The 25,917-nt window shown below is 46.0% G+C and carries 25 protein-coding genes and 1 pseudogene; 4 read left to right on the top strand and 22 right to left on the bottom strand.

Annotated features, from left to right (window positions below; genetic code table 11):
* Window positions 1-5 precede the first annotated feature (5 nt).
* Together RTR76_RS13895 and RTR76_RS13890 are read right to left on the bottom strand one after the other, a co-directional pair.
* Window positions 6-785: an ABC transporter ATP-binding protein gene (locus tag RTR76_RS13895; protein ID WP_312521659.1), complete on the bottom strand. Its 780-nt coding sequence runs from the start codon at window positions 783-785 to the stop codon at window positions 6-8.
* Window positions 779-1,732: an ABC transporter permease subunit gene (locus tag RTR76_RS13890; protein WP_312521657.1), complete on the bottom strand. Its 954-nt coding sequence runs from the start codon at window positions 1,730-1,732 to the stop codon at window positions 779-781. The genes RTR76_RS13895 and RTR76_RS13890 overlap by 7 nt, the downstream gene beginning before the upstream one ends.
* A 355-nt stretch (window positions 1,733-2,087) precedes the next feature.
* Between RTR76_RS13890 and RTR76_RS13885 the strand changes: the two genes are divergently transcribed.
* Complete coding sequence (locus tag RTR76_RS13885; RefSeq protein WP_312521655.1) at window positions 2,088-2,948, top strand: ATP-binding protein; 861 nt, start codon at window positions 2,088-2,090, stop codon at window positions 2,946-2,948.
* Window positions 2,945-3,580, top strand: a complete 636-nt coding sequence (locus RTR76_RS13880; RefSeq protein WP_312521653.1) for a response regulator transcription factor — start codon at window positions 2,945-2,947, stop codon at window positions 3,578-3,580. The genes RTR76_RS13885 and RTR76_RS13880 overlap by 4 nt, the downstream gene beginning before the upstream one ends.
* Before the next feature lie 106 nt (window positions 3,581-3,686).
* On the opposite strand, the gene RTR76_RS13875 is transcribed toward RTR76_RS13880, so the two are convergent.
* From RTR76_RS13875 to RTR76_RS20900, 4 genes are all read right to left on the bottom strand, one after another.
* Window positions 3,687-3,842, bottom strand: coding sequence for a hypothetical protein (locus RTR76_RS13875; RefSeq protein ID WP_312521652.1), 156 nt, complete (start codon window positions 3,840-3,842; stop codon window positions 3,687-3,689).
* A 100-nt stretch (window positions 3,843-3,942) separates the two neighbouring features.
* Window positions 3,943-4,791, bottom strand: coding sequence for an ABC transporter ATP-binding protein (locus RTR76_RS13870; protein WP_312521650.1), 849 nt, complete (start codon window positions 4,789-4,791; stop codon window positions 3,943-3,945).
* Window positions 4,792-5,150: 359 nt separating this feature from the next.
* Entirely contained in the window at window positions 5,151-5,927 is a 777-nt protein-coding gene (codY, locus tag RTR76_RS13865; RefSeq protein ID WP_312521648.1) for a GTP-sensing pleiotropic transcriptional regulator CodY, read from the bottom strand.
* 259 nt (window positions 5,928-6,186) lie between these two features.
* Entirely contained in the window at window positions 6,187-6,318 is a 132-nt protein-coding gene (locus tag RTR76_RS20900) for a TrmO family methyltransferase (RefSeq protein ID WP_396145118.1), read from the bottom strand.
* A 101-nt stretch (window positions 6,319-6,419) separates the two neighbouring features.
* Between RTR76_RS20900 and nudC the strand changes: the two genes are divergently transcribed.
* On the top strand, window positions 6,420-7,250 hold the full coding sequence (gene nudC / locus RTR76_RS13860; RefSeq protein ID WP_312521646.1) for an NAD(+) diphosphatase: 831 nt from the start codon (window positions 6,420-6,422) through the stop codon (window positions 7,248-7,250).
* A gap of 94 nt (window positions 7,251-7,344) precedes the next feature.
* Here nudC and RTR76_RS13855 read toward each other — a convergent pair whose 3' ends face one another.
* The 16 genes from RTR76_RS13855 to RTR76_RS13780 form a co-directional block, all read right to left on the bottom strand.
* On the bottom strand, window positions 7,345-7,914 hold the full coding sequence (locus RTR76_RS13855) for a nitroreductase family protein (RefSeq protein WP_312521644.1): 570 nt from the start codon (window positions 7,912-7,914) through the stop codon (window positions 7,345-7,347).
* A 62-nt stretch (window positions 7,915-7,976) separates the two neighbouring features.
* Window positions 7,977-8,828 carry a histidinol-phosphatase gene (locus RTR76_RS13850; RefSeq protein WP_312521642.1) on the bottom strand — a complete coding sequence of 284 codons (852 nt, stop codon included), beginning with the start codon at window positions 8,826-8,828 and terminating at the stop codon, window positions 7,977-7,979.
* Between the two features lie 137 nt (window positions 8,829-8,965).
* The gene (locus RTR76_RS13845; RefSeq protein ID WP_312521640.1) at window positions 8,966-9,367 is read right to left on the bottom strand and encodes a DUF2292 domain-containing protein; all 402 of its coding nucleotides are present in this window, start codon (window positions 9,365-9,367) and stop codon (window positions 8,966-8,968) included.
* A gap of 296 nt (window positions 9,368-9,663) precedes the next feature.
* Complete coding sequence (eno, locus tag RTR76_RS13840) at window positions 9,664-10,947, bottom strand: phosphopyruvate hydratase (RefSeq protein WP_312521638.1); 1,284 nt, start codon at window positions 10,945-10,947, stop codon at window positions 9,664-9,666.
* A 23-nt stretch (window positions 10,948-10,970) separates the two neighbouring features.
* On the bottom strand, window positions 10,971-12,512 hold the full coding sequence (gene gpmI, locus RTR76_RS13835; protein ID WP_312521636.1) for a 2,3-bisphosphoglycerate-independent phosphoglycerate mutase: 1,542 nt from the start codon (window positions 12,510-12,512) through the stop codon (window positions 10,971-10,973).
* Between the two features lie 13 nt (window positions 12,513-12,525).
* On the bottom strand, window positions 12,526-13,278 hold the full coding sequence (tpiA, locus tag RTR76_RS13830) for a triose-phosphate isomerase (RefSeq protein ID WP_312521634.1): 753 nt from the start codon (window positions 13,276-13,278) through the stop codon (window positions 12,526-12,528).
* A gap of 11 nt (window positions 13,279-13,289) precedes the next feature.
* Complete coding sequence (locus tag RTR76_RS13825; protein ID WP_312521632.1) at window positions 13,290-14,477, bottom strand: phosphoglycerate kinase; 1,188 nt, start codon at window positions 14,475-14,477, stop codon at window positions 13,290-13,292.
* Window positions 14,478-14,589: 112 nt separating this feature from the next.
* On the bottom strand, window positions 14,590-15,597 hold the full coding sequence (gene gap, locus RTR76_RS13820; protein ID WP_312521631.1) for a type I glyceraldehyde-3-phosphate dehydrogenase: 1,008 nt from the start codon (window positions 15,595-15,597) through the stop codon (window positions 14,590-14,592).
* Window positions 15,598-15,617: 20 nt separating this feature from the next.
* Window positions 15,618-16,646 carry a sugar-binding domain-containing protein gene (locus RTR76_RS13815; protein WP_312521629.1) on the bottom strand — a complete coding sequence of 343 codons (1,029 nt, stop codon included), beginning with the start codon at window positions 16,644-16,646 and terminating at the stop codon, window positions 15,618-15,620.
* Window positions 16,647-16,772: 126 nt separating this feature from the next.
* Window positions 16,773-17,705 carry a glycerophosphodiester phosphodiesterase family protein gene (locus RTR76_RS13810; RefSeq protein ID WP_312521627.1) on the bottom strand — a complete coding sequence of 311 codons (933 nt, stop codon included), beginning with the start codon at window positions 17,703-17,705 and terminating at the stop codon, window positions 16,773-16,775.
* Between the two features lie 25 nt (window positions 17,706-17,730).
* On the bottom strand, window positions 17,731-18,102 hold the full coding sequence (locus RTR76_RS13805; protein WP_312521625.1) for a DUF1667 domain-containing protein: 372 nt from the start codon (window positions 18,100-18,102) through the stop codon (window positions 17,731-17,733).
* Complete coding sequence (locus tag RTR76_RS13800; RefSeq protein WP_312521623.1) at window positions 18,102-19,379, bottom strand: FAD-dependent oxidoreductase; 1,278 nt, start codon at window positions 19,377-19,379, stop codon at window positions 18,102-18,104. Before RTR76_RS13800 ends, RTR76_RS13805 begins: the two co-directional genes overlap by 1 nt.
* The gene (locus RTR76_RS13795; RefSeq protein WP_312521621.1) at window positions 19,372-20,847 is read right to left on the bottom strand and encodes an NAD(P)/FAD-dependent oxidoreductase; all 1,476 of its coding nucleotides are present in this window, start codon (window positions 20,845-20,847) and stop codon (window positions 19,372-19,374) included. The genes RTR76_RS13800 and RTR76_RS13795 overlap by 8 nt, the downstream gene beginning before the upstream one ends.
* A 107-nt stretch (window positions 20,848-20,954) precedes the next feature.
* A complete protein-coding gene (gene glpK, locus RTR76_RS13790) occupies window positions 20,955-22,451 on the bottom strand; it encodes a glycerol kinase GlpK (protein ID WP_312521620.1) in 1,497 nt (498 codons plus the stop codon).
* A gap of 63 nt (window positions 22,452-22,514) precedes the next feature.
* Window positions 22,515-23,243 carry an MIP/aquaporin family protein gene (locus RTR76_RS13785; RefSeq protein ID WP_312521619.1) on the bottom strand — a complete coding sequence of 243 codons (729 nt, stop codon included), beginning with the start codon at window positions 23,241-23,243 and terminating at the stop codon, window positions 22,515-22,517.
* Window positions 23,244-23,749: 506 nt separating this feature from the next.
* On the bottom strand, window positions 23,750-24,322 hold the full coding sequence (locus tag RTR76_RS13780) for a glycerol-3-phosphate responsive antiterminator (protein WP_312521699.1): 573 nt from the start codon (window positions 24,320-24,322) through the stop codon (window positions 23,750-23,752).
* 433 nt (window positions 24,323-24,755) lie between these two features.
* Between RTR76_RS13780 and RTR76_RS13775 the strand changes: the two are divergent.
* A pseudogene (locus tag RTR76_RS13775) lies at window positions 24,756-25,917 on the top strand (hypothetical protein); the annotation flags it as partial.

Here is a 25,917-nt window from a genome sequence, read left to right as displayed (position 1 = left end):
CTCCACTACAAATAATAATTCGGTTCTTCCACTCGACCGACAAAGTTAAGTATCTCAAGAATTTTTGAGCGCAGGCTTAAGAATTCCGGATTATTCCGCGCGCGGGGTCTCGGGAGTGTCACTTCAATATAGCTTTCAATCTTGGCCGGCCTTGGTGTCATCACGATTACCCGATCTGATAAATAAATAGCTTCATCCACATCATGGGTAACCATAATCATGGTTGTTTGACGCTCCTGCCAAATGCGGATCAGCTCATCCTGCATATTCATCCGGGTAAAAGCATCAAGCGCTCCAAGCGGTTCATCCAGCAGCAGCACCTTGGGGTGATTGACGAGGGCCCGTGCCAGTGACGCCCGCTGTGCCATACCTCCCGAAAGCTGATGAGGATAGGATTTATGAAAAGCTGACAAACCAACCAATTCAATAAACTTATCAACCTCAGACTTATTATGCTTATACCGTTTGCGAGCCTTTAAGCCAAAAGCAACATTGTCATGTACGTTTAGCCAGGGAAAGAGCATGGGGTTTTGGAATACAAGTCCCCGTTCATAAGAGGGTTTGCTGATTGCCTCATCATCGATATACAAGTTCCCCTCTTCTGCGCCATTTAAGCCGGCAATCAAGCGCAGCAGTGTAGATTTCCCGCAGCCGGAGGGGCCGATAAGTGAGACAAATTCACCTGCGCCAACGGTAAGATCAATACCACTCAGCGCAACAATATCTTCCGCATCCTGTTGGGGAAAGCGTTTGACTACTCCCTCCACCTTTATTTCCCCTACCATTTTATGACTCCCTTCTGCCAGACAAGCGTATAATCCCGCAGCTTAAACAACAGCGTAATTAGAATGGAAAATGTGATGGCAATGATAATCAAACCTGCATAGACGTTAGCATAAGCCATCATTTCTTTCTGCCAGTTTATGTACCAGCCAATACCGTTTTTAACCCCAATCATCTCTGCAGTCATCAAGGTAATAAACGAAGCGCACGTTCCATTAAAAAGACCAATAAACATATGCGGCATAGCAGCAGGCACGCCTACCTTAAATATTTGATAATACTTACCGGCTCCCAGTGTGCTTGATACTTCAAAATAGGCATTTTGAACATTTAATATACCGCTGCTTGTCATAACGGTTGCAGGAAACCAAACGGATAAGGCAATTAAAAACGCACTTGCTGAAAAAGTAGTCGGAAAACTGATCAGCACAATAGGAATCCATGCGGTAGGCGGTATTGGTCCCAAAATGCGAATAAGTGGATTGATCCAATAGGCTGCTCCTTTGCTGAAGCCAACAGCAATCCCGGTGGTAAATCCGGCAATGGCGCCAAATATATAGCCTGTGGCCAGCAGCTTCCCTGAAGCCGCAAGGCAAACTGCAAGAAATTCCCGGTCCTCAACAATAACACTTAATACTTTATCAAGTGATGGAAAATAGATGACTGGTAATAAGCCAAGCTTTTTTGTCACCACATTCAGCACATTTAAAAACAAAACTGCGGCAGCCACAAATAACGCTCTCTCCTCCAACCATGCTTTCGCTTTGGCATTATAATAAGAAGCGATTGCACTTGCTGCAAAGACTATCGTAATAATCCCCAGCAGATAGATAAAATACGGCTGATTGACTGGCGTGTGTTTACTCATGTTGATCATGAAAATATCCACAGCGATTGCCACTAGAGCCGAAAGCACCGGTAACCATGTAATAATTGTTTTTTGTATCACGTTTTTTCCCTCTTCCTTTCTAGGCGCAAATTAAATCCTATTTCATTGCGCCAGTAAAGAACCGTTATTCACCTTGTGTGTTATGCTATTTGCACATTAGAGCCCACTCCTTTCGAAAACAAAAAAGGCCGCACTTCGCCATAGTGCAATTGCACTATGGGAAGTACAGCCTCTGATTTACTTGATCAGCCAGCTAAGCTTTATGATATTTTGTTTATATACTACACTGCGCCTGCAGAATTGTCAATGAAAAACATGACCGCTCGACAATCTAGATCGGACATTGACAAAATGAATGTTTACGATTACAGTCAGACTAAGATAGCACTATTTTCCTGCCAGGAGGCGACTTTTTTTGAATATCACCAGAATGAAATGGTTGGCTGCCGTTATTCCGGCAATCTGTATCGGCCTATTTGAATTTGCCAGGCATGAATATCTGCACGTTATTTCCATGAGCTGGGGAAATGTTTTAGTTGCAGTCTTAACCGGATTGCTGTTTATTTTATTTTCTCATGGCATATTTACCTTAATGGAAAACCTGTACAGCAAATTACAGCAGGAGAAACAAGAAACGGCCATCTTGCAGGAACGCACTCGAATTGCTCGTGAACTGCATGACAGTATCGCCCAATCCTTGTTCTTCATGAATGTCAAAGTGCTGGAAATTGAAGCTGCCTGGAAAAACAGCAAAGATCCTTGTCCAGCAATTACCGATTTAAGAGAGGCCATAAAGCTAACTGATACCGAATTACGGCAGCATATTTACACTTTACAAACAGTAACGCCACCGGATGACAACATTGAACTGGTGTCCGCCATACAAACTCAGCTTGATCAGCACGAAACTCAAACCGGCGCAATAACAGCCTTAGCTGCCACTTTCGACAGTGCTATTAGCTTTAGCTCTTTTCAGCAAAAAAAGCTTTTGCATATCTTTCAGGAATTATTGTTTAATATTCGAAAGCACGCCGAAGCGACCCGGGTTAGCGTAAATTTACAGGAAAAAAACGAACGATTTTCTATGACAATAACCGACGATGGCAAAGGTTTTGCTCCAGCAGATCTACAACAGAAAAAAGCCTCTTTTGGCTATAAAATCCTGGAGCAGGATATCCTGTCAATTGGGGCTGATCTAAAGATTGCAAGCGCTCCCGGCTCCGGAACGACAGTCATTGTTACTTTAAAAACAGGGGAAAGGGAAATACTATCATGACAATTAGCGTGTTAATCGTAGATGACCATATTTTGTCACGTAAAGCAATAGCGAGCATCCTCTCCGCTAATCCCTTGTTTATGATTGCAGGTGAAGCTACCACAGGTAAGGAAGCGCTTGAAAAAGCAAAAGACCTTACACCGGACCTTATCTTAATGGATATTCGCATGCCTGAAGGCGATGGTCTGGAAGCTACCCGCCTGATTAAGGCTGCACTGCCTGCTATTAAAATTATCATTCTTAGTGTGTCTGACGACGTACAGGATTTTTTTGAAGCCATTAAACTCGGTGCACAAGGCTATCTGCTCAAAAATATGGAGCCTGAATATTGGTTGGACTATATTGTTAGTATCGTCCAGGGCGAAGCTCCCATTTCCCGCGTATTGGCAATTAAAATTCTGCAGGAGTTTGCTGGACAGAAGCAACCTGTTTGTGACAATAAGCTCTCAGAGCGCGAAAAGGAAGTCTTGCAGCTAATCAGCCAGGGACTTGGCAATAAAGAAATTGGCGAAAAATTATTTATCAGCGAAAGCACAGTTAAAAATCATCTGCGTAACATTTTAGATAAATTGCATCTACAAAATCGCATGCAATTAATCGCCTTTGCTTATAAAAACGGTCTTGCCGGTTAGAATGCGTAATGATAAAAAAGGAGCCGTCCTGTGAACTGACCCCCAAAAGTTAGACGTTAAAATCTACTTTCGGGAGGTCAGTTCACTGTAGGACCGGCTTCTGTTCTTATCGCACAGTAACTACCCATGCTACCATGGTAATAATGATGCTGACAAAAATACTTTCCACCACTAAATTTGCCACATCATAAAAACTCTTTTTCTTATTATTGTCTTGCGGTTGACCAGAAAGATCAATCGCTTTACTCCAGATATTTTTCATAAGTGACACTCCTAGTTGGTTGATAAGAACCAGTATCTATTTTTGCTAAAAGCAGTACCGGACCTTTAGTAATTAACCAGTTGACTCTTTTTTATGCTCTTTATAAGGCAGCCGAAGAAGAAATCGCTTCTGCCACATCGGGGCCTTCTTGTTTGTCAACTGGAGCAGCCGCAACATCATTTTGCAGCAGTTCCCAGATTTTGTGCCGAATCCAGCCAAAATCAGCAGAAGACCGGATACCCTCCCGGGGCCGGGGCAAGTTGATCGTAACAATTTCCTTGATCGTTCCCGGATGAGAAGACATGACTGCCACACGGTCAGCCAAAAAAACCGCTTCATCAATGCCATGTGTAACAAAGATAATCGTTTTTTTCGTCTGCTCCCAAATGCGCAGCAGTTCTTCCTGCAGTGTTTCTCTTGTTTGCGCATCCACTGCGGCAAAGGGTTCATCCATTAGCAGTACTTCCGGGTCATAGGCCAGCGCTCTTGCAATAGCCACACGCTGTTTCATACCACCCGACAATTCATGGGGATACCGGTCAGCAAAGTTTTTCAGGCCCACCATTTCAATATACTTTTGGCTAATTGGGCCGCGGTTCTGCTTAGGGACTTTTTTAATTTCAAGGCCAAATTCCACGTTTTTTCTCACAGTACGCCAGGGAAACAAGGCGTAGCCCTGCATGACAATCCCTCTGTCCAAGGCAGGCCCCTTAATCAGCTTACCATCCATAAAGATTTCTCCAGAGCTGGGCTTCGCCAGCCCGGCGATCATGTCAAGAAATGTTGACTTTCCGCAGCCGCTTGGCCCGACAATGGCCAAAAACTCGCCTTGTTTGACGGTAAGATCCAGCTGCTTGATTGCTTCGAATTCAGTTGTCTTTTTGTCTTCTTTCCCTTTGATGTGGTAAACCCTCCGAATATTACGGGCAACAATCTTATCATCTGACATGTGCCTCACTCCTCTTTATATGCTCAATTTCCTTACACTAATCGCAAAAATTATAGAAAATCCTTTTCATTCACCAAGTCCTTTATAACACAGTGGAAGCCTATTTCGTTCTTACGCACGTCAATCAGATCGTTAATCTCTCTGATAAAATAAAGGCAAAGATCCTCCTTCTTAGGGGAGTTATCTTTGCCTTCAGTTCATGCTGACCAGCAGGTTGCCTATTAAAATTAAAAAGGCTAAGGCACATCAAAAAGATGCCGCCTTAGCCTTCAGTCGTCTGATTAGCCAAAACATATAGTTTCTACTATTATACTTTTTCAACATTTGCTTTGTCAATCTACTAGTATGCTGCTTGACGATTATTGCGCTATTTTCTTAACTTGGTCCAAAAAGTACTCATTCAGGATTTTGATATACGTTCCTTTTGTACCCAGTGATTTGGCTTCAATTAGCCCTGCACTCTGACATTTACGCAGTGCATTGACGATAACTGACCGCGCAATCCCGGCCTTATCGGCAATCTGGCTTGCTACAAACAAGTTCTCTGCACCTTCCATACCGCTGCAAATGTGGCTGATTACCACTAATTCCGAATAGGACAACGCATTAACAGCCACTTGACTGGAAGCTTGCCTGCGAGCTTTTTCTTCAACATTTTCCGTTCTATCCCGGAAAATTTCCATGCCAACAACGGCGGCCCCATATTCTGCTACGATGAGGTCATCATCAACAAATGCCTCCTTGAACTTAGCGACTATCAGAGTGCCCATCCTTTGACCACCACCGAATATGGGTATAATAGTAGTAAATTTTTCGGTAAGCAGACATTGGGTATCTTCACTGAAGGCACACAAGTTTTCCTCAAGAGTCGCATTAGGCGAAACCTCATTCACACGAAGCAGCCACTCGGCATAGTTTGCGGGAAATATCCCCTTCTGCAAAACCTGTTCAAACATGAGTCTGCAGTCAAAGTTATCCATTAAAGTATACCCGAGAACATGTCCGGCTTTGTCTACAATATACACATTAGCAGTCATGACCTCACTCAAAATAGCGGCAAGCTCTGTATACTGCATTCTTTCTGATTTTTGCAATGCCTTATTGATGATTCTTATGCGATTTAATAGTAACTGCACAGTAAATTAACCCACCCTTACCCATACTAATTTAGACTTAAATAGACCAATCACCGCCATAAAAGCAGAAAAAGACCGTTCAGATGCAACTCTGCCCGGCCTTCAGTTGATTACTGATCGGCTTATCATTGATACAGTATAGCATTACTATCACAATGAGTCAATGAGATTAAGAACTATTATTGATAAATACCCACTACTTATCCATAAACAACTGTAAATTCGAAGCCTGCCTATTCAATCTCTAGAAAATCTTCTATCATCTTTGGTTAAGACGTACTACCGACAAGCCAAATGTATTGGGCCTGGCTGGCGAGCGGGTTGCGAAGAAACTCTTTCTAATGTGAGTACCGATTTCAACACCCTGCAGAACTTCTCCTCCCCCAAACAAATTTCTAGATGAAGCTCAGAGCTGGACGTTGCATGTTTATGTTCTTCCTGTTTTAATAGTAGTATGGTTAAAGAATATCATGACAATAAGGTGGTTAAGAGATGGCTTCCGAAGCAGCTGATTTTACATTATCCGCAATCCTCCCGGATAAATCGTACCTCTTCCTATTTTTTAACGATGAGATATTAGTAAATAAACAGGAAGGGCTAACTCCTATTCCGACCGTTTACGATATCATGCATCTTAACAGGATTGAACCAGCAGACTTGCAATATATTGGTACTTTTAGCGGCAATCAATACTTTGCCGTGAAAATAACGAATAAAGAGACCTTTGCAGAATTTACCTTCTTAAAATTAAGAAATGCAGCAGAGACTATCACTGAAAAATATGGGGCACTTGCCTTCCGCGCTTTTCACATCCTGAATTGGCTGAAGACTAACAAATTTTGTGGTTGCTGCGGCCACGCCACCAAAGTAACGGCACAGACCCAGGAATTTGCTATAAAATGTCCAGCCTGCGATCATATCGTATACCCCCGTATCTCTCCGGCCATTATTGTGGCAGTTATCAAAGAAGATAACATTCTTTTGGCCCATTCTTCCAGGTTTCCGGCAGGGCGGTACAGTGTTCTCGCCGGATTTGCCGAACCGGGTGAGACATTGGAAGATTGCGTAAGAAGGGAAATCCGTGAGGAGGTTGCGATTGAGGTAGCTGATATCCGCTATTTCGGCAGCCAGCCGTGGCCCTTCCCCGATTCATTAATGATTGCTTTCATTGCCCGCTACGCAAGCGGACAAATCACGGTCGATAATAACGAAATTATAACTGCAGACTGGTTCCCGGCAACCTCCCTGCCGCAAATACCTGCCAAGGGCAGCATCTCTCGTCAGCTGATCGACTGGTTTGTTGAGCAGAACAGTAACATATAGGGGAGCAGCCCTCTTTTTCTATATGGCATGGGGACGGTTCCACTGACACACTATTTAATGCTAAAAAGAGAGTCCACTTAGGACTCTCTTTTCTTTAGTTTCTCACAATATCTTTTAACTGCCGCTTCGGTACATGGTGCACCTGCTCTTCATCCCGCCAGTATTTGATATCGCCATCTGCTTCGATTTCTTCAATAACTACCGTTTCTTTCGGGCTGCCGAGAGCTATCACCAGCAGGATCTCCAGATTTTCCGGCATATTCAACGCTGCTTGCAGCTGAGCGTGTTTAATATTTGCAATTATACACCCGCCTAAGCCCATTTCTGTCGCGCCAAGCAAAATGGTTTGCGCGGCAATTCCAGCATCAAAAGTCGTAGCCATTTTATAGGCTTTATCCTGAACGACTACAATATAAGCTGACGGCCTTTCACCGACAACCGGTCCGTCCCAGTCTCTTAAATAACCAGCCCAGCCCAAGGTCTCGAATACTTGCCCATTACGTACTTTGTCTGAAGAAAGATAGTAGTTAAGTGCTTGTTTATTCGCACCTGAAGGAGTCAACCTGGCATAGTCTACAAGAGTAAGCAACACCTCTCTTGTGACTTCTTCTTCTTCGAAGAAACGCCGGTAGCTGCGGTTTGCTTTTACCATATCACGAAACATCCAAAACACGCCCCTTATCATTTTATAAAATCAAATGGCTCCCTGCCATCTAACTTATTTGTTTAGGTAATTTTATGAGCTACAGCCTTACGATTGGTAAATACCAGCAGTTCGTCATAGCCAAAGCCTTTGGCATATTCTATGGCCATATCAATATGTCTCCCACAATCTTCGGGCCGATGGGCATCAGAAGACAAAATAATTGGCAAATCATATCGCCGCGCTGTTTTCATAAAATCCGGATACGGTGAGATTTCCTGTACCGGATAGCGGTATAACGTACCGGTATTGATATCAATTGCCATACCGGCTTGGCTGACCGCTGCTGCAACACGCTCCAAATAAGGTTGTACATCAAACTCAGGAAAGTTCTTAAATAAACGGATATTAAAGGGATGGCCCAGTATATCGTAAACGCCGGCAGCACATAAAGCTTCTACTTCTGCCGTATACCATTCATACATATCCTGCAATTTATATTGATCCCAGACAAATTTAATATCGGCAAAATCATAACCCCATCCCTTGAGAAAATGGATGGAACCAATAACATAATCAAATTGATACTCTGCCAATATAGCTTTAACCCGTTCCTGATTTTGAAAATTACAGACTTCAATACCGGTTTTAACGGCGTATCCTTTTTCTTTCAGCAGTTTCATAAATTGCAGATAATCTTTTAAGCTGTAGCGAAACTTATTCTTCGTCAGCCATTTGCGCTGAAATTGGCCTACTACAGTCTCATTCAGCACTAGTTCGTCATAATAGAGGTCTTTAAATTCGATGAAGCCATGAGTATGCTCGGAGATGCCGATCTCATCAATCCCGCGCTTGCCTGCGTGATCAAAAAAGCCCTGTACCCAGTCAACATCATAGCTTCCATATTCAAAATGCATATGATAGTCAATGCGCATAATACGCTCATCTCCTTGTGTAAAAAAGTTATCACTTGTAACCTAATTGTACCATATCTATTTCCTAAAAAGAACTGGCGCCGTATTAGAACGACGCCAATAGGAAAAAGGAAAAACTCGGTATGTTAACCTTGGGATTACTTAAATCCGTCTATTTCATGGGCTCGCTTTTTCTCTGTTTTTTCAATTTGGTCTACCTGTCCATTTTCCATGCGAATAATTAACTGTCCATACATTATTTTTTGTATTTCTGTAACTATTTTATCCTGCAGTGAATGCGGTTTATCTGGAGCTTCTACTCTGACATTTTTCATATCCCGGCTTCTTGCTGAAATAACGAATTTTTCCAGTTTTTCTATTTTAATAACTACACCATCTTGAATAACAACCATTAGGGTTCCATATTGCACATTATATAAAAAGTAAGTAATAATATCTAATACTTGCAGAGATAACGTCTTGGGGACCGCTATTCTTGTTGATTTTTTTCCTTTTCGCAAATCGGGTGCACTCTTTTTTATCGTAGAAAAGTATTCCATAAAGCCCCTCCTTTTATTTAGAAAAGACTTAGCTTATCCACGTCCTTTAGAACGCAGGTGGAAGCCTAGGTCATTCTTATTTTACCAATCAGAAAGTTATGCCTTTTGATAAAATAAAAAGGCTAAAAGCATTTCTCACTCGTGCGAGAAAACTTTTAGCCTTCAGTTAAGCCGATCAGCCAATTATTGAATTTTATCGTAGTATAACATATGTTACCATTCAGATCAATATGCTATTTTTGAACTAGTCAAACAAAAAAGGCTGCCCGCCAAATTCCTGTCGGACAGCCTTTTAACTATTTTAAATTATAAAATACATCCCGGCCTTTATACTCGGCCATGTCGCTTAACTCTTCTTCAATCCTGAGCAGTTGATTGTATTTGGCAACTCGGTCGGTACGGGCAGGAGCGCCTGTCTTGATTTGACCGGCATTAACAGCTACAGCAATATCAGCAATTGTTGAGTCTTCCGTCTCACCGGAGCGATGGGAAATAACAGCGGTATAACCGGCCCGTTTGGCCATTTCAATCGCATCAAAGGTTTCTGTCAGTGTGCCGATTTGGTTGACTTTAACCAGAATGGAATTGCCTACTCCTACTTTGATACCGCGGCTCAGGCGTTCGGTATTGGTAACAAACAGATCATCACCAACAAGCTGGATTTTACCACCTAGCTTGTCAGTAAGCAGCTTCCAGCCATCCCAGTCTTCTTCAGCCATACCGTCTTCAATGGAAACAATGGGGTATTTCGCAACTAGCTCTGCATAGTACTCCACCATTTCAGCCGGAGTTTTAACAAGGCCTTCACCTTCGAGATGGTATTTGCCGTCTTTGAACATTTCGGAAGAAGCTACGTCCAAAGCCAATGCAATTTGTTCGCCTGGTTTATAGCCTGCTTTTTCAATAGCAGCCATAATGACCTGCAGAGCTTCCTCGTTAGAGGCCAAATTAGGCGCAAAGCCGCCTTCATCACCAATAGCAGTAGCTAGTTTGCGGTCATGAAGTACTTTTTTCAGATTGTGATATACTTCGGCACCCATCCGGAGTGCTTCGGCAAATGATCCTGCACCTACGGGCATTACCATAAACTCCTGAATATCTACATTGTTATCAGCATGCTGACCGCCATTTAAAATATTCATCATCGGTACAGGCAATTGTTTGGCATTAAATCCACCCAGGTATTGATACAGTGAAATGCCTAGAACAGCGGCAGCCGCTTTGGCAACAGCCATGGAAACGCCCAGGATCGCGTTGGCTCCCAGCTTAGCTTTATTCGGCGTACCGTCAAGCGCAATCATTGCTCTATCAATACCGATTTGATCAATTACTTCCATGCCCACAATCTCAGGAGCAATGATCTCATTCACGTTTGCTACTGCTTTCAGTACGCCTTTGCCCAAATAACGTCCCTTGTCGCCATCTCTGAGTTCTACTGCTTCAAACATGCCGGTAGAAGCACCGGAAGGAACAGCAGCGCGACCGACAATACCGTCTTCCAGAACAACGTCCACTTCAACAGTGGGGTTACCACGGGAATCCATAATCTCGCGGGCGAAAATATCAGTAATAATTGACATACATTCACTCTCCACTTTTCGTTTTATTTTACCAGCAGGCTCTTGCCTGTCATTTCAGGAGGAGCTGCAATTGAAGCCAGGTCAAGAATTGTAGGAGCAAGATCAGCAAGAATTCCGGGCTGCAGTGTTCTGCCCCGATGGGCATCCGATACTAACAGCAGCGGCACCTGATTGGTGGTATGAGCCGTGTAAGGTTCACCGGTGACAGGATCAACAAGCATTTCAGCATTGCCATGATCAGCCGTAATCAGGACGATCCCGCCATGTGCCTGCATAGCTTCTACAACCTTGCCGACACATTGATCAACAGTCGTCACTGCCTGAACAGCAGCATTAAGCTTGCCCGTATGGCCTACCATATCGCAATTGGCGAAGTTAAGAATAATCAGATCGTGCTTGCCCGAATGTATCTCCGCTACCAGCTTAGTCGTGACTTCCACCGCACTCATCGTTGGCTGTAAGTCATAGGTAGCCACTTTAGGTGACGGAACCAGGAGGCGTTCTTCATTGGTAAATGGTACTTCCTCGCCGCCATTGAAAAAATACGTTACATGGGCGTATTTCTCCGTTTCAGCGATACGCAGTTGGTGAAGTCCGGCTTTGCTGACTACTTCACCTAACGTATTTGTCAGCAGTTGCGGTTTATAGGCTATTGCCACATCCAGTGATTCCTCATATTGTGTCATAGTGGCGAAGTGGAGCGGGAAAAAACCATTACGGCGGTTAAAACCGGCAAACGCTTCATCCACAAACGTGCGAGTTAACTGCCGAGCCCGGTCTGGACGGAAGTTAAAGAAAATAACCCCATCCTGTCCTTTTATCCCACAGTCACCGCAGCCATCAATGACGGTCGGTACGACAAACTCATCCGTTTCCGACCGGTTGTAAGCGGCCTGGATAGCGGCAACAGAGTCGGGAGCATGTTCGCCTTCCCGGTAAACCATGGCTCCATATGCCTTCTCGACCCGCTCCCACCGTTTATCCCGATCCATTGCGTAATAGCGTCCGGAAATTGTGGCCACACGGCCAATACCCAGCTCAGCTATTTTTGTTTCCAATTGCTGCAGGAAACCGGCGCCGCTTGATGGCGGAACATCCCGTCCGTCAAGAAAAGCATGAACATAAACACGGTCTATGCCGATTGCTTTAGCCATTTCCAAAAGGGCATAGAGATGTGTGATATGACTGTGAACACCGCCATCCGACAGCAATCCCATGAGATGCAGTGCTGAACCGGCTTTTTTAACCTCGTCCATAACGGTATGTAATACAGGATTGGCAAAGAAGCGCTTTTCCCTAATATCTTTTGAAATGCGGGTCAGCTCCTGATAAACAATACGTCCGGCACCAATATTTAAATGGCCAACTTCCGAATTTCCCATCTGCCCTTCAGGCAAGCCTACGGCTTCACCGGAGCAGGTAAGCGTAGTAGTAGGGTAAAGTTCAGCCAAATGCGTCATGTGCTGCGTATCGGCGAGGGCGATAGCATTGCTGGGATCATTGGTCCTCCCAATGCCCCAGCCATCTAAGATGACAAGTGCAATCGGCGTTTCTAACTTAGCCACGCTAACCCCTCCTCTACTTAAACTTTATTATTTTGGCAAAGGACTCGGCATCCAAGCTGGCACCGCCAACAAGTGCTCCGTCAATATCACTCTTGGCCATTAACTCCGCAATGTTTTCACCTTTGACGCTGCCGCCGTATTGAATACGAACTTTCTCGGCACTATCTGTACCTGCCAGTTCGGTAACAACCTGACGAATATAGCGGCAAACGGCATTGGCGTCCTCTGAGGAGGCGGTTCGTCCTGTACCAATTGCCCAGACCGGCTCATAGGCAATCACCATTTCTGCTATTTGTTCAGCAGTCAGACCTGTTAAGCCCTGTCGTACCTGACGGCCTACAACGCCTTCAGTAATACCGGCTTCCCGCTGCTCCAGCGTCTCACCGACACACATGATCGGAATAAGTTCAGCAGCAATAGCCGCTTTTACTTTCTTATTTACTGTATCATCAGTTTCGCCAAAATATTGGCGCCGTTCCGAGTGCCCGATAATAACATATGTGCAACCTACTTCTTTAACCATGGCAGGTGAAATTTCACCGGTATAAGCCCCCTGGGCTTCCCAGTGCATATTTTGAGCGCCTAAGCGCAGCGGCCCTTCACATATAGCCATATGTACTGGATATAAGGCGGTAAACGTAGGGCAAATAACTATTTCCACATCCGTTACACTAGCAGTAATGCCACACAATTCTCTCACTAAAGCAAGTGCCTCACCGACTGTTTTATGCATCTTCCAGTTACCGGCAATAATGGGTTTACGCATAACGTACCCTCCTATTCTTTATCCGCCAACGCGGCAATCCCTGGCAGTACCTTACCTTCAAGGTATTCCAGCGAAGCACCGCCACCAGTGGAAATATGGCTGATTTTACTCGCAAGACCCGTTTTTTCAAGAGCAGCGATCGAATCTCCGCCACCGACAATACTAATGGATCCCGAATCAGCGACAGCCTTAGCCACCGCTTCTGTTCCCTTGGCAAAAGCATCCATTTCAAAAACGCCCATTGGGCCATTCCAGACCACAGTTTTTGCACCAACAAGTGCCTGTGCAAATGTTTGTTGCGAGACTGGTCCGATATCAAGCGCCATCCAGTCTTCACTAATGGCATCGACTGGAACAACCTTGTGCTCGGCATCAGCAGCAAAACGATCTGCAATTACCACATCTGAAGGCAAGAGCAGGTTAACGCCCCGTTCTTTTGCCTGATGGATCAGAGTCCTTGCTAAATCCAGTTTATCTGTCTCTACCAGGGATTTTCCCGTACTATGGCCGCTGGCAGCAATAAAAGTATTAGCCATTCCGCCGCCAATGATCAATATATCCACCTTTTGCAGCAGATTTTCAATGACGCCGATTTTATCACTTACTTTTGCGCCGCCAATAATCGCAACAAATGGCCTTGCGGCATTGGCAACTGCGCCACCTACAAAGGATATTTCCTTTTCCATGAGAAATCCGGCTACTGTCGGAATAAAGCGGGTAATCCCTTCTACTGAGGCATGAGCACGGTGAGATACACCAAAAGCATCATTTACGGCTATATCGGCAAGACCGGCAAGCTCTTCGGCAAAAGCACTGTTATTTTTTTCTTCTTCTTTATGAAACCGCAGATTCTCCAGCAGCAAGATCTGGCCAGGCTGCAAAGCCTTTGCCATGGAATGTGCTGCAGGACCGATGCATTCCGGTGAAAACGTCACTTCCCGCCCAATTAACTCCGCCAGTTTACGGCCAATGGGAGCAAGGGAAAACTCAGCAACAGGAGCGCCTTTGGGGCGTCCCAGATGACTGGCAAGAATAACGGCGGCTCCTTGTTCCAGTAAATATTTTAGCGTTGGCAATGTTGCCCGGATACGGGTATCATCCGTGATATGACCGCTCTTATCCATAGGAACATTATAGTCTACACGAACGAAAACCTTTTTACCGGCTACATTGACGTCGCAGATAGTTTTCTTATTCACTACGCCTGCCTCCTTTTCAAACACGAGATGGAGATAACGACAATATGAGATTGCCGCACTTCCTTGTGAAGCGTTGTGGCAATCTCATATGTTTATGATCTGTCTTTATGAATTATAGACCTTTACCGGCAATAAACCGGATCAAGTCCACTACGCGGTTGGAGTAACCCCATTCATTATCATACCAGGATACAACTTTTGCCATCGAACCTTCCACAACCATGGTGGACAAGCCATCGACGATCGAGCTGTGGGGATTACCGTTGTAATCGCGAGAGACCAAAGGCTCATCGGAATAAGCCATAATGCCTTTCAGGTCTCCTTCAGCAGCTTTTTTCAAAGCGGCATTGATTTCTTCTGCAGTTGCTGCTTTGTCCAGTTCTACTACCAGGTCGGTGATCGAAACATTTGGTGTAGGCACGCGCATAGCAAAGCCATTCAGCTTGCCTTTGAGTTCAGGCAATACTAGCGATACTGCTTTAGCAGCACCGGTAGTGGTAGGAATAATAGACATGGCTGCAGCGCGGGCACGGCGCAGGTCACTATGGGGCAGGTCAAGGATCTGCTGATCATTTGTGTAAGAATGTACAGTCGTCATCAAACCGCGTTTAATGCCGAAATTCTCATGCAGAACTTTGGCAAAAGGTGCCAGGCAGTTTGTGGTGCAGGAGGCATTGGAAATAACATTGTGTTTGGCAGCGTCATATTTGTCGTGATTAACACCCATTACAATGGTAATATCTTCGCCTTTAGCAGGAGCGGAAATAATAACTTTTTTTGCACCTGCTTTAAGATGGGCAGCAGCTTTATCGCCATCGGTAAAGCGGCCGGTTGATTCAACTACTACTTCTACTCCCAGAGCACTCCAGGGAAGATTAGCGGGTTCGCGTTCCGCAAGAACCTTGATTGTTTTACCGTTCACAACGATATTGCCGTCCTGAGCTTTTACTTCCGCATTAAGCGTGCCATGTATCGAGTCATATTTCAGTAAGTGAGCCAAAGTTTTTGCATCAGTCAAATCATTAACCGCTACAATTTCCACTTCCGGGTTGCCAAGAGCCGCCCGAAAAACATTGCGGCCAATACGGCCAAATCCGTTAATACCAACTTTAGTTGCCATTTATGAATTCCTCCTCAAAATTATGATTGGTTTATAATAGCCTGGATGCTCCTGGCTGCCGCCTCATCAGTGACTAACACCGACTGGCCGCCGGCACTGGTTACGGCCACAATGGCTTCTGCTTTATCGCGTCCGCCTGCCACTGCTACAACCAGTCCAATTTGCTCCAGTTCATCCAGACGTAACCCCACACTATTGGTAACATAAACAATTTCACCCTGAAGGCTGCAGTAATGCCCCAGCGCTTCACCGACAGCTCCGCTGGCGAGTATCTCAGCCACAGCAGCCTCGGACATATTCCTGCGAACAGCCATTTGCTGGGCCTGACCGATCCCATGAATGAGAATATCGGCATGGCGGATCATATCGGCAACCATACGCATGTTACTGTCATTTTCCAGGATAACTTCCAGTGACTTTTCGCTTAGGCCGTCCGGTATGTGCAACATACGGTATTTACCACCTAATTTAGCTGCCATAACAGAGGCCACCGTATTAGCCTGATACTCGACCTCTTCCCCCAGTCCGCCACGGGCAGGAACAACAGTAACAGCTGCTGACGAGGACTGAACAGCTTCTGCCACGACTGCCATGGTGGAACCACCGCTGACAGCAATGGTCATATTATTTCCCAAGTACTGGCCCAATACTCCGGCTGCAGCTCTGCCTAACTCTCGCCGAGCCGCCTGATCTTCTTCACTGTCACCGGGAATAATGACGACTCGCTTCAGCTTCAGCTTGCTTGCTAGTTCTTCTTCAAGGTCGGTAAGCCCGTGCATAAGGCGGATATATTCGGCCAAATCAGCTAATATAGCTGTTCCCTCCCGGGTAATGGTCATCCCCAAAGGGGTAAAATCCACAAGAGAGGCATTTTTTAAAAATTCAACCTGAGCACGGATGACTCTCTCGCCCATATCGAGCATAACGGCTAGTGCCCGCCGGCCAACAGGCTGGGAGAACTGAATATGTCGCAAAATATTGTAACGGTCTTCAACAATTGTAATCAGTTCTGGCGCTATCTTACGATGCAGCCGGGCAACATCTTTCAATGCACATTCTCCTTCGGGGTTTACCGCGTCCCACCGGTACAAAATATGTCCCACGATAAAAATAACAAGACTTTCCACTTACTAGTCTTCGCTAGCTAGAGAAAAACTCCTGCTTCATTATAAATTTTAGTATTTTTTCAGTACATAAGCAGGCGGCAAGGGCATATTCCTTTCTGCCATTACTTCACGCAAGAGCGCCGGATGATCGGAAATCAGACCAGCTACGCCAAGACTAATTAATTCATTCATTTCGTGCCGGTTATTGACTGTCCATGGTATGACAGGCATATATACGGCCTGTGCTTCTGCCATCATTTTGTCATTTACATCCTGGTATTGAGGAGAAAGAATATCCGCCCCTGCAGCTTTCGCAGCAGCCACTATATTATTGTTATAGTCGGCCAGATTTAACCCCGCCAGCCAGGGTGACAGCCCGGTAGCGTCAGCCTGCCGGCATTCATCGTCGGTAAGCGCCACACAGGTAATTGCTGGATTTAGCCGCCTCATTGCCGTTAAGGTGCGCCAGTCAAAGGACTGTATCATCACGCGTTCCTGCATATCAAACTCATCAACCACAGCCAAAACAGACCGGCAAAATTCATCAGGCAAAGGACTCCACTCCGGATGATTGGGATAACATTTTGTTTCGATGTTAAACCGGATAGAGTCAGCTCCGTACTGCTGCACCAATGCAAATACTTCCGCCAAAGTGGGAATTGGCTCCTGCTCCACCGCCTGCTGATGTTGCCCATACCGCTGCCAGTATTCTGTGCAGACCGGATTGACCCGGCCAATATTATACCGGCGCACTTCAGCAAATGGCATCGCATAAATGACAGGCTCATAACCCGGTTTTATCCATTGGCCCTGCTCATCGCGGGCCAAATACCAGGATAATACCGGGTTATGACTGATTACCACTATATTGTCAGCCGTAACATGCATATCTAATTCTAAGGTAGACACACCCAGCCTGATGGCATATTCAAAAGCGGCCAGTGTATTTTCGGGCCGAACCATTCTTCCGCCGCGGTGAGCCTGTAAATCAAAGATATGCATCCTACGGCCTCCTTAAAAAGATTTCTTAACTGGCTTCTACATCACGGGCGGCAATAATATCTACGCCTAACCCAAGAATATTCGCACAGATAACATCGCCTTCCCGTACGGGCGCCTTAACGGCAACGCCGGATAAACAGCGGGCACTAGCAAATATTTTATTTTTCGGCAAAGCGGTGCGTGATACCACAGGCAGCAAGGCCAGCTCTCCGCCAGTGACGCGTACCGTTGTTGTCAGCATGCGTTTGGGAGAAGTTACTTCCTCTTGAGCATACTCCCGCCCCCGCTGACATGTCAAGCCGGTAACACCGGCAAACTTTCCATCTTCCAGCAATACCTCACCCACACAACTCATGGGACAAACAATACAACTCAGTTTTCGCTTAATGGCCTCCATTATTTTTCACCACCCTGTTCTTTTACTTGAACACGTAGTTTTTCACCGGCTGTTCTTATTTTATCTGCCGGTATATCAATTACAATCATTTCCCCCGGCTTAGCAATTGGCAGGCGCCGCTCCATTATTTTTTCATCGCCTGACGTAATGGCAATGGTTATTTTCTGCTGTGGCTGCGTCACGCGCATAAACAACCGGACTGTAGGCATTTCAGCAGTAATGGCAATCTGTTGGGGCACCACCGAACGGATTCCCGCTCCCGGCTCTACAGCAATAGTCCGTTCCTGCTGCTGCAGTTTTCCCTGTCCGTAGCGGGCAGCCCACTTGCCGGCAATATCGCCTTCTTCAGAAACAAAATCTACTAAATCGTGAACGTGAACAACATTACCTGCAGCAAAAAAGCCGGATAAGGTTGTCTGCCGGTATTGATCAACTACCGGTCCTCCCGTTATATCATCCATGGTTAAACCAATGTTCTTGGACAGTTCATTTTCCGGGATAAGACCTACCGAGAGCAGCAGGCAGTCACAGGACAGTTCGAACTCAGTCCCCGGTACCGGCAAACGGTTATCATCCACTTGTACTACGGTAATACCGGTAATACGGTCACCGCCATGGACTTTCACAATACTATGCGACAAGAACAGTGGTATATCAAAATCCTCCAGACACTGAACAACATTACGGGTCAGCCCGTTGGAATAAGGCATAATTTCAATACAGGCATGGACCTTTGCCCCCTCCAGCGTCATACGGCGGGCCATGATCAGACCAATATCACCGGAACCCAAAATGACAATATCTTTCCCTGGCAGATAACCTTCCATATTTACCATGCGCTGTGCCGCTCCGGCAGTGAAAACCCCTGCAGGCCGCTGTCCGGGAATACGGATGGCCCCTCTGGTCCGCTCGCGGCAGCCCATGGTAAAGATAACGGCTTTGGCACTGATTCGGACGAGTCCTTCCTGAGGATTCACCGCAATGATCGTTTTATCGGCGCCGACCTCCAGCACCATTGTATCCAGCATCGTTTGAATTTGTGGCTGTCCCTGCACCATTTTTACATACCGGCTGGCATACCCAGGGCCGGTAAGCTCTTCGTGAAAGCGATGCAGTCCAAAACCATTATGGATGCATTGCTGCAAAATGCCACCCAGTTCGCGATCCCGTTCAATAACTAATACCTGTTCTGCTCCATTGGCTACCGCACCGTTGGCGGCTGCCAGTCCGGCCGGTCCTCCGCCAATAATGGCCACATCAACTACACGCTCAATCATGAGAGACCACCTCGCATTCTACCGGCATTTTATCGTAAAACAAGTAAGACTGCTGTGAGTCCTTGCGTACCTCTGTAACGGAAATGCCTAATTCGCGGGCTAAGATTGCCGTTACTTTCGGACCGCAGAAACCACCCTGACAGCGTCCTGACCCTGCCCTTGTCCTCCGTTTGACACCATCTACTGTCCGGGCACCGCAAGGCCTGTGAATAGCATCTACGATCTCACCTTCGGAAATGCTCTCACAGCGGCAAATAATCCGGCCGTATAAGGGGTTGTTTGCAATCAATTGCTGACGGTCTTCATAGCTTAGTTCACTGCTGTGAACCCGCGGCAGTGTAGCTGCAACAAAGCTTTCTTTTAGTTTCATTGTCATGCCTTGTTCCTGCAAAATATGAACCATCTTTTCCGCTATTGCCGGAGCAGCACTTAATCCTGGTGACTGGATACCGGCAGCATGAATAAGGCCCGCTACGGTATCTGATGCCTTTATGATAAAATCGCCTGAACCTGCAGCAGCTCTGAGTCCGGCAAACTGCACAATTGCAGCTTGCAGAGGAATCGCCGGTACCAGCCTGCGTGCTCCGGCAATGATGCCTTCCAGTCCTTGCGAAGAAGTTGCTACGTCTTGAGCATCGGCAACATCTTCGGCATTAGGGCCGATGAATACATTGCCATGAGCGGTAGGAGAAACAAGAATACCTTTAGAAACTTTACTCGGTGTAGGAAACAGAACAGAATTGACTAAATGGCTGACTGCTTTGTCAAAGAGGATATATTCGCCTTTGCGCGGCTTGATCGAATAGCTGTCATCGCCGGCTGTACGGCTCAGTACATCGGCATGCACACCAGCAGCATTAATTACATAGCGGGCACCAATAAAGCCCTGGGTAGTATCGACACCGGTTACCTTTCCATTTTCCGTAACAATCTTGTTAACACCACATTCCGTTATTACTCTTGCTCCGTTCTGCACGGCATTTTCAGCAAAAGCGATTGTAGCCCGGAAAGGGCAGATTACGCCTGCTGATGGAGCCCACAAGGCGCCTGTAATATCGGGAGCAAGATGGGGTTCACGGGCCAATACTTCTTCGGGAGGCAGAATTTCGAGACCAGGAACGCCATTTTGACGGCCCCGTTCCAACAAATCATCTAAAACCTTACGGTCCTCTTCGTCTTTGGCAACTACCATTGAACCGATCCAGCGAATATCCAAATCCAGATCTTTTTCTAGTGTACGGTATAATTCATTGCCCCGTGCATTCAGTTCACCTTTCAACGTGCCAGGATGAGCGTCAAAACCGGCATGCAGGATGCCGCTGTTTGCTTTCGACGTTCCCATAGCCAAATCAGGCTGGCGCTCCACAACAACAACATCCAGGCGGTAGCGGGCCAGTTCGCGCGCTATCGCGGTACCGACGACACCTCCGCCAATAATGATAATATCTGCCTGTTCAATAGGAGGCATAGTAATTACTCCCTTCTAATTAAAAGAGATGGTTCTTCAGCGCCTGCACATGTTGCAGACGCTGAAATCGAACCATCTCTTTATCTCTAGTTCTTCACTATTAGATTTTAATCTTCCCAGTCCATTGAGCGTTTAACGGCCTTTTGCCAGCCTTTATAGAGCTTATCTCGCTGGCCTTCTTCCATCTTCGGTTCAAAGCGGGCATCAAGCTGCCAGTTTTTCACCAAGTCTTCCTTGTTGCTCCAGAATCCTACTGCCAAGCCGGCCAAATAGGCAGCCCCCAGTGCTGTCGTCTCAGTTACCTGCGGACGATCAACAGGAACGCCCAGTATATCAGCCTGGAATTGCATAAGCAGGTTATTGGCTACTGCACCACCGTCTACCTTTAAGGCCTGCAGCTTAATATTAGAATCCGCTTCCATAGCGCTTAAGACATCCTTCGTCTGATAAGCCAGTGAATCAAGGGTAGCTCTTACGATATGAGCCTTAGACGTACCACGGGTTAAGCCTAGAATAGCACCGCGGGCTTTCATATCCCAATAAGGCGCTCCCAGTCCGACAAAAGCGGGCACAACATATACACCGTCGGCATCAGACACTTTTTGCGCAAAGTATTCCGAATCAGGAGCTGCTTCAAGAATCTTCAGGCCATCCCGCAGCCACTGAATTGCTGCGCCGGCAATAAAGATACTTCCTTCAAGAGCATATTCTACTTTGCCATCCAAACCCCAGGCAATAGTGGTCAGCAAACCATTTTTGGAATCATACAGGGTATCGCCGGTGTTCATCAGCATAAAGCAACCTGTGCCATATGTGTTTTTGGCCATGCCGGGCTGGAAGCAAGTCTGTCCGAACAAGGCAGCCTGCTGGTCGCCTGCCGCACCGGAAATAGGAACGCGGGCTCCTAAGAATACACTGGCATCGGTATAGCCGTATATTTCACTGGACGGCCGGACTGCAGGTAGCATTTGAGCCGGTACGGTAAGCGCTGCCAGTAATTCTTCATCCCATTTCAGCTCGCGGATATTGTACATGAGCGTACGGGAAGCATTGGAATAATCCGTAACATGAACGTTGCCGCCAGTCAGCTTCCAGATCAGCCAGGTATCAATTGTGCCAAAAAGCAAATCCCCTTTTTCGGCTCTTTCCCTGGTGCCTTCTACATTATCCAGAATCCACTTCACCTTGGTGCCAGAGAAATAGGCATCCACCACTAGACCAGTTTTTTGACGGAAGAGAGGTTCTAATCCCTTAGCTTTTAATTCATCACAAATATAGGCCGTTTGGCGAGACTGCCAGACAATCGCATTGTAGACGGGTTTGCCCGTATGACGATCCCACACTACAGTTGTCTCCCGTTGATTGGTGATACCGATTGCAGCAATATCACTGCCTTCTATACCGGCTTTGGCCATAACTTCGGCAACTACCCCGATTTGCGTACCCCAGATTTCATCAGCATTATGCTCGACCCAGCCTGCTTTAGGATATATTTGTGTAAATTCTTTCTGGGCCACAGCAACAATATTGGAGTTCTGATCAAATAAAATAGCGCGCGAACTTGTCGTTCCCTGGTCAAGAGCCATTACGTATTTTTTTGTCATTGTTTTCACTCCTTACATTTTACGCTAAAGTTATAATTTATGATACTTTGCGTTATACAGTAATTAGAGTATACCAAACATGATGGCAGCAAATGCAGCCAAGGCACCGCCTATAAAGGGACCAACCACGGGAATCCAGGAATAACTCCAGTCGGAATCGCCTTTACCTGCAATCGGTAAAAAAGCATGGGCTAAGCGTGGGCCAAGGTCACGAGCTGGATTAATGGCATAACCGGTAGTAGCCCCCAGCGATAAGCCAAGAGCCCATACTAAGAGTCCGACCAGATAAGGGCCAAAGCCGGGAGCTACTCCGCCAACGGCTTTAGAGAATATGCAAAAAATAACAAAGACAAGCATGAAGGTACCAATGATTTCGGAAATAAGATTATTGGTGGTATTGCGAATAGCCGGACCGGTTGAGAAGCAGGCCAGTTTAAGCCCCTTATCTTCCGTCACACTCCAATGATCCATAAAGAACAGCCAAACAATACACGCGCCCACAAAACCACCGGCAATCTCCGCTACTATCGTACTAAAAGCTTGTGCCGATGTGTATACACCGCCAATTGTTTTTGCCAGAGTTACCGCAGGGTTAAGATCGGCTTGGGCTGATCCCAGGGCGTTTGCCGTAAATATACCCATAATAACTGCAAAGGCCCAGCCTGCGGTTATTGCAACCCAGCCGGCTCCCTCTGCTTTACTCTTTTTCAGCAAGCAGCTTGCTACCACACCATTACCAAAAATAATCAGTACTGCCGTTCCAAAAAATTCTCCCATCAATGGACTTGTCATGTTAATTCCCCTCCTCATTATTATCAACGCTGATAACCTGGTTTGGGCGCACTTCTCTAATCACCTTCCTTCGTTAAAAAGACAGCAAAAAAGCCCAAACTACTCCTACTATGATGGTAGTGAGCAATTCGGACTTCTCTCATTCTCTGTCCCTCATATTGAATTACTAGAACTATATTCGGAATACTTTTAAATATTCCCCAGGGTGTGTCTAAAAACTGGCGGGCTGGCCAATGACGAGTGATTTTTGTGCCAGACAAGGCAAATTTTTGCAGGCATAATGGTTCCAAAAAATTTAACGCAGTATGGTGCGAAAAGCGCCGTCAGTGGGTGGTCAGACAGTTTTCAGACACGCCCTAAGATTGGACGAGAAATAAAAAGCTCTCTTAGACCAAGTCAATACATGATATAAGCGAACTTTTTTTACTAGACGTCCAGCTATGTGATTATTACAGGTATTCGCCATTATCTGAATAATTCCTGCTGCTTTTTTTTTTTTGCTATTTTCAGATAGTTATTGTCCACAACTCACGCCGGCTTGTACTGACTGCACAGATTCCGTTAGCAATGGCCTGCTGAATATCCGCCGGAGTCGTCATTAAGCCGCCTGCCAGAATAGGCACTCCTGTTGTGCGGCTGAGCTCCTGCACCGCTGCTGCAGGAATTGACCCCGGCAGCACTTCCAAAGCATCTGGCTTAAATCCGCGCAACAACTGAACACCTGATTTCAATGCTTCCGAATCCATCAGAAAGAGCCGCTGAATAACAATCATACTTTCTTCACGGGCTATTTTAGCAAGATGAGATTTGGTAGTAATCAGAGCTGTAACACCCATTCTGCCCAGAAACTTAATACCTGCTTTATCACGGCCTATTCCTTCCACCAAATCCAGATGAATAACCAGACGTTTCTTATGCTGCTTCGCTTGTTCCAACAAACCTGGCAGAGTATTAATATCGCCGAATAATAAAATGACTCCCGGTGAGGGGCTGTCCATCGCAAGTCTAAAATCATCAGGATTGCGTACCGCCGGAATAACGGGGCCATTGCATAAGAGTTTTAATACACCCTGTGGGATCACGGTAAAATCGCCTTCTTTAATTCTTAGTCTTTTCTTATCTATTCGCCTATTTGGAAAAATTCCCTGCATGTAAGAACTGAATAAGCAAGTGATAATGAATTACATACTGATATCAAGAGACTGTGAACTACCGTAACGCACGGAAGTTTACAGTCTCTTTTTACTTACCCAAGGTGCGGCATTCTTGTCACTCTAAAGCAGCTAAATGGGTCTAAAATTTTTTATTAAATTTCATTTAACTTTATTAATATAATTGCTCGTCCTGCATATATTTTCCATGACTGTAAACAAAACACCAGAAATAGATCTTGTTAATCAATTGTAGTGATCGCTCTAAGAAATTTTATGTATATGAATTAAGGGAGGTGACATGGCTGTAATCGGAAATCCGCTCTAATTTTTCATCATATAATAATTGGAGGCAAAAAACGTGAAGAAAAACCGGAATAAGAAAGTAACTACTCTGCTTTTATGCCTGTTCTTACAATCCTTCTACCTGCTCCCCGTCTCGGCAAACGTAGACTTGTCGGGATCTGGAAGACCAAATGATCAATATTATGCTGAATCGGCTCAACAATCTGCTGACAAGGCCAAAACTTCTGAAAACAAGGCCAAAGCTTCCGAAGACAACGCCAAAGCTTCTGAAAACAACGCCAAAGCTTCTGAAGACAAAACCAAAACTTCTGAAAACAAGGCCAAAGCTTCCGAAGACAAGGCCAAAACTTCCGAAAACAACGCCAAAGCTTCCGAAAACAACGCCAAAACTTCCGAAAACAACGCCAAAGCTTCCGAAAACAACACCAAAACTTCTGAAAACAACGCCAAAACTTCTGAAAATAACGCAGCAAAATCAGCTAAACAGGCTGCCTCTTCTGCTGATGATGCCAAAGACTCGGCTAATGCCGCTAAAAAATCTGAACTAGCTGCTAAAGGTGCTGCCGCTGTCTCTACCGGAGCTGCTGCTGTCTCAGTTGGTGCCGCTGCCGTTTCCGTCGGTGCTGCCGCCGTATCGGTCGATGCTGCTGCTGATTCCCAGGCTTCCGCCGCTAGTGCTGCTGCTTCGGAAACCAATGCAGCTGCCTCAGCAGGTCAATCTGCTTCCTCCGCTGAGAAGGCCGCCACTTCAGCGGCTAATGCCAAAACCTCAGAAAATAATGCAGCAACCTCCGCTAATTCTGCAAAAAAATCTGAACTAGCTGCTAAAGGTGCTGCCGCTGTCTCTACCGGAGCTGCTGCTGTCTCAGTTGGTGCCGCTGCCGTTTCCGTCGGTGCTGCCGCCGTATCGGTCGATGCTGCTGCTGATTCCCAGGCTTCCGCCGCTAGTGCTGCTGCTTCAGAAGCCAATGCAGCTACCTCAGCAGGTCAATCTGCTTCCTCTGCTGACGATGCCAAAGACTCCGCTAACGCTGCCAGAAAATCCGAAATAGCGGCTAAAGGTGCCGCCGCTGTCTCTACCGGAGCTGCTGCTCTTTCTGTCGGCGCTGCCATCGTATCGGTCGATGCTGCTGCTGATTCCCAGGCTTCCGCCGCTAGTGCTGCTGCTTCAGAAGCCAATGCAGCTACCTCAGCAGGTCAATCTGCTTCCTCTGCTG

Origin of the sequence: Anaerospora sp., from assembly GCF_032013335.1 — a bacterium.
Lineage (GTDB): Bacteria > Bacillota > Negativicutes > Sporomusales > DSM-15969 > Anaerospora.
The sequence above is the reverse complement of the archived record's forward strand: the minus strand, read 5'-3'. Positions and strand labels throughout refer to the sequence as shown.

Bases quoted from the DNA above. Each gene is read 5' to 3' on its own strand.
- RTR76_RS13895 (WP_312521659.1), bottom strand. From the start codon at position 785: ATGGTAGGGGAAATAAAGGTGGAGGGAGTAGTCAAACGCTTTCCCCAA.
- RTR76_RS13880 (WP_312521653.1), top strand. From the start codon at position 2,945: ATGACAATTAGCGTGTTAATCGTAGATGACCATATTTTGTCACGTAAA.
- RTR76_RS13875 (WP_312521652.1), bottom strand. From the start codon at position 3,842: ATGAAAAATATCTGGAGTAAAGCGATTGATCTTTCTGGTCAACCGCAA.
- RTR76_RS13870 (WP_312521650.1), bottom strand. From the start codon at position 4,791: ATGTCAGATGATAAGATTGTTGCCCGTAATATTCGGAGGGTTTACCAC.
- nudC (WP_312521646.1), top strand. From the start codon at position 6,420: ATGGCTTCCGAAGCAGCTGATTTTACATTATCCGCAATCCTCCCGGAT.
- RTR76_RS13855 (WP_312521644.1), bottom strand. From the start codon at position 7,914: ATGTTTCGTGATATGGTAAAAGCAAACCGCAGCTACCGGCGTTTCTTC.
- RTR76_RS13850 (WP_312521642.1), bottom strand. From the start codon at position 8,828: ATGCGCATTGACTATCATATGCATTTTGAATATGGAAGCTATGATGTT.
- RTR76_RS13845 (WP_312521640.1), bottom strand. From the start codon at position 9,367: ATGGAATACTTTTCTACGATAAAAAAGAGTGCACCCGATTTGCGAAAA.
- eno (WP_312521638.1), bottom strand. From the start codon at position 10,947: ATGTCAATTATTACTGATATTTTCGCCCGCGAGATTATGGATTCCCGT.
- tpiA (WP_312521634.1), bottom strand. From the start codon at position 13,278: ATGCGTAAACCCATTATTGCCGGTAACTGGAAGATGCATAAAACAGTC.
- gap (WP_312521631.1), bottom strand. From the start codon at position 15,597: ATGGCAACTAAAGTTGGTATTAACGGATTTGGCCGTATTGGCCGCAAT.
- RTR76_RS13810 (WP_312521627.1), bottom strand. From the start codon at position 17,705: ATGCATATCTTTGATTTACAGGCTCACCGCGGCGGAAGAATGGTTCGG.
- RTR76_RS13805 (WP_312521625.1), bottom strand. From the start codon at position 18,102: ATGGAGGCCATTAAGCGAAAACTGAGTTGTATTGTTTGTCCCATGAGT.
- RTR76_RS13800 (WP_312521623.1), bottom strand. From the start codon at position 19,379: ATGATTGAGCGTGTAGTTGATGTGGCCATTATTGGCGGAGGACCGGCC.
- RTR76_RS13795 (WP_312521621.1), bottom strand. From the start codon at position 20,847: ATGCCTCCTATTGAACAGGCAGATATTATCATTATTGGCGGAGGTGTC.
- glpK (WP_312521620.1), bottom strand. From the start codon at position 22,451: ATGACAAAAAAATACGTAATGGCTCTTGACCAGGGAACGACAAGTTCG.
- RTR76_RS13785 (WP_312521619.1), bottom strand. From the start codon at position 23,243: ATGACAAGTCCATTGATGGGAGAATTTTTTGGAACGGCAGTACTGATT.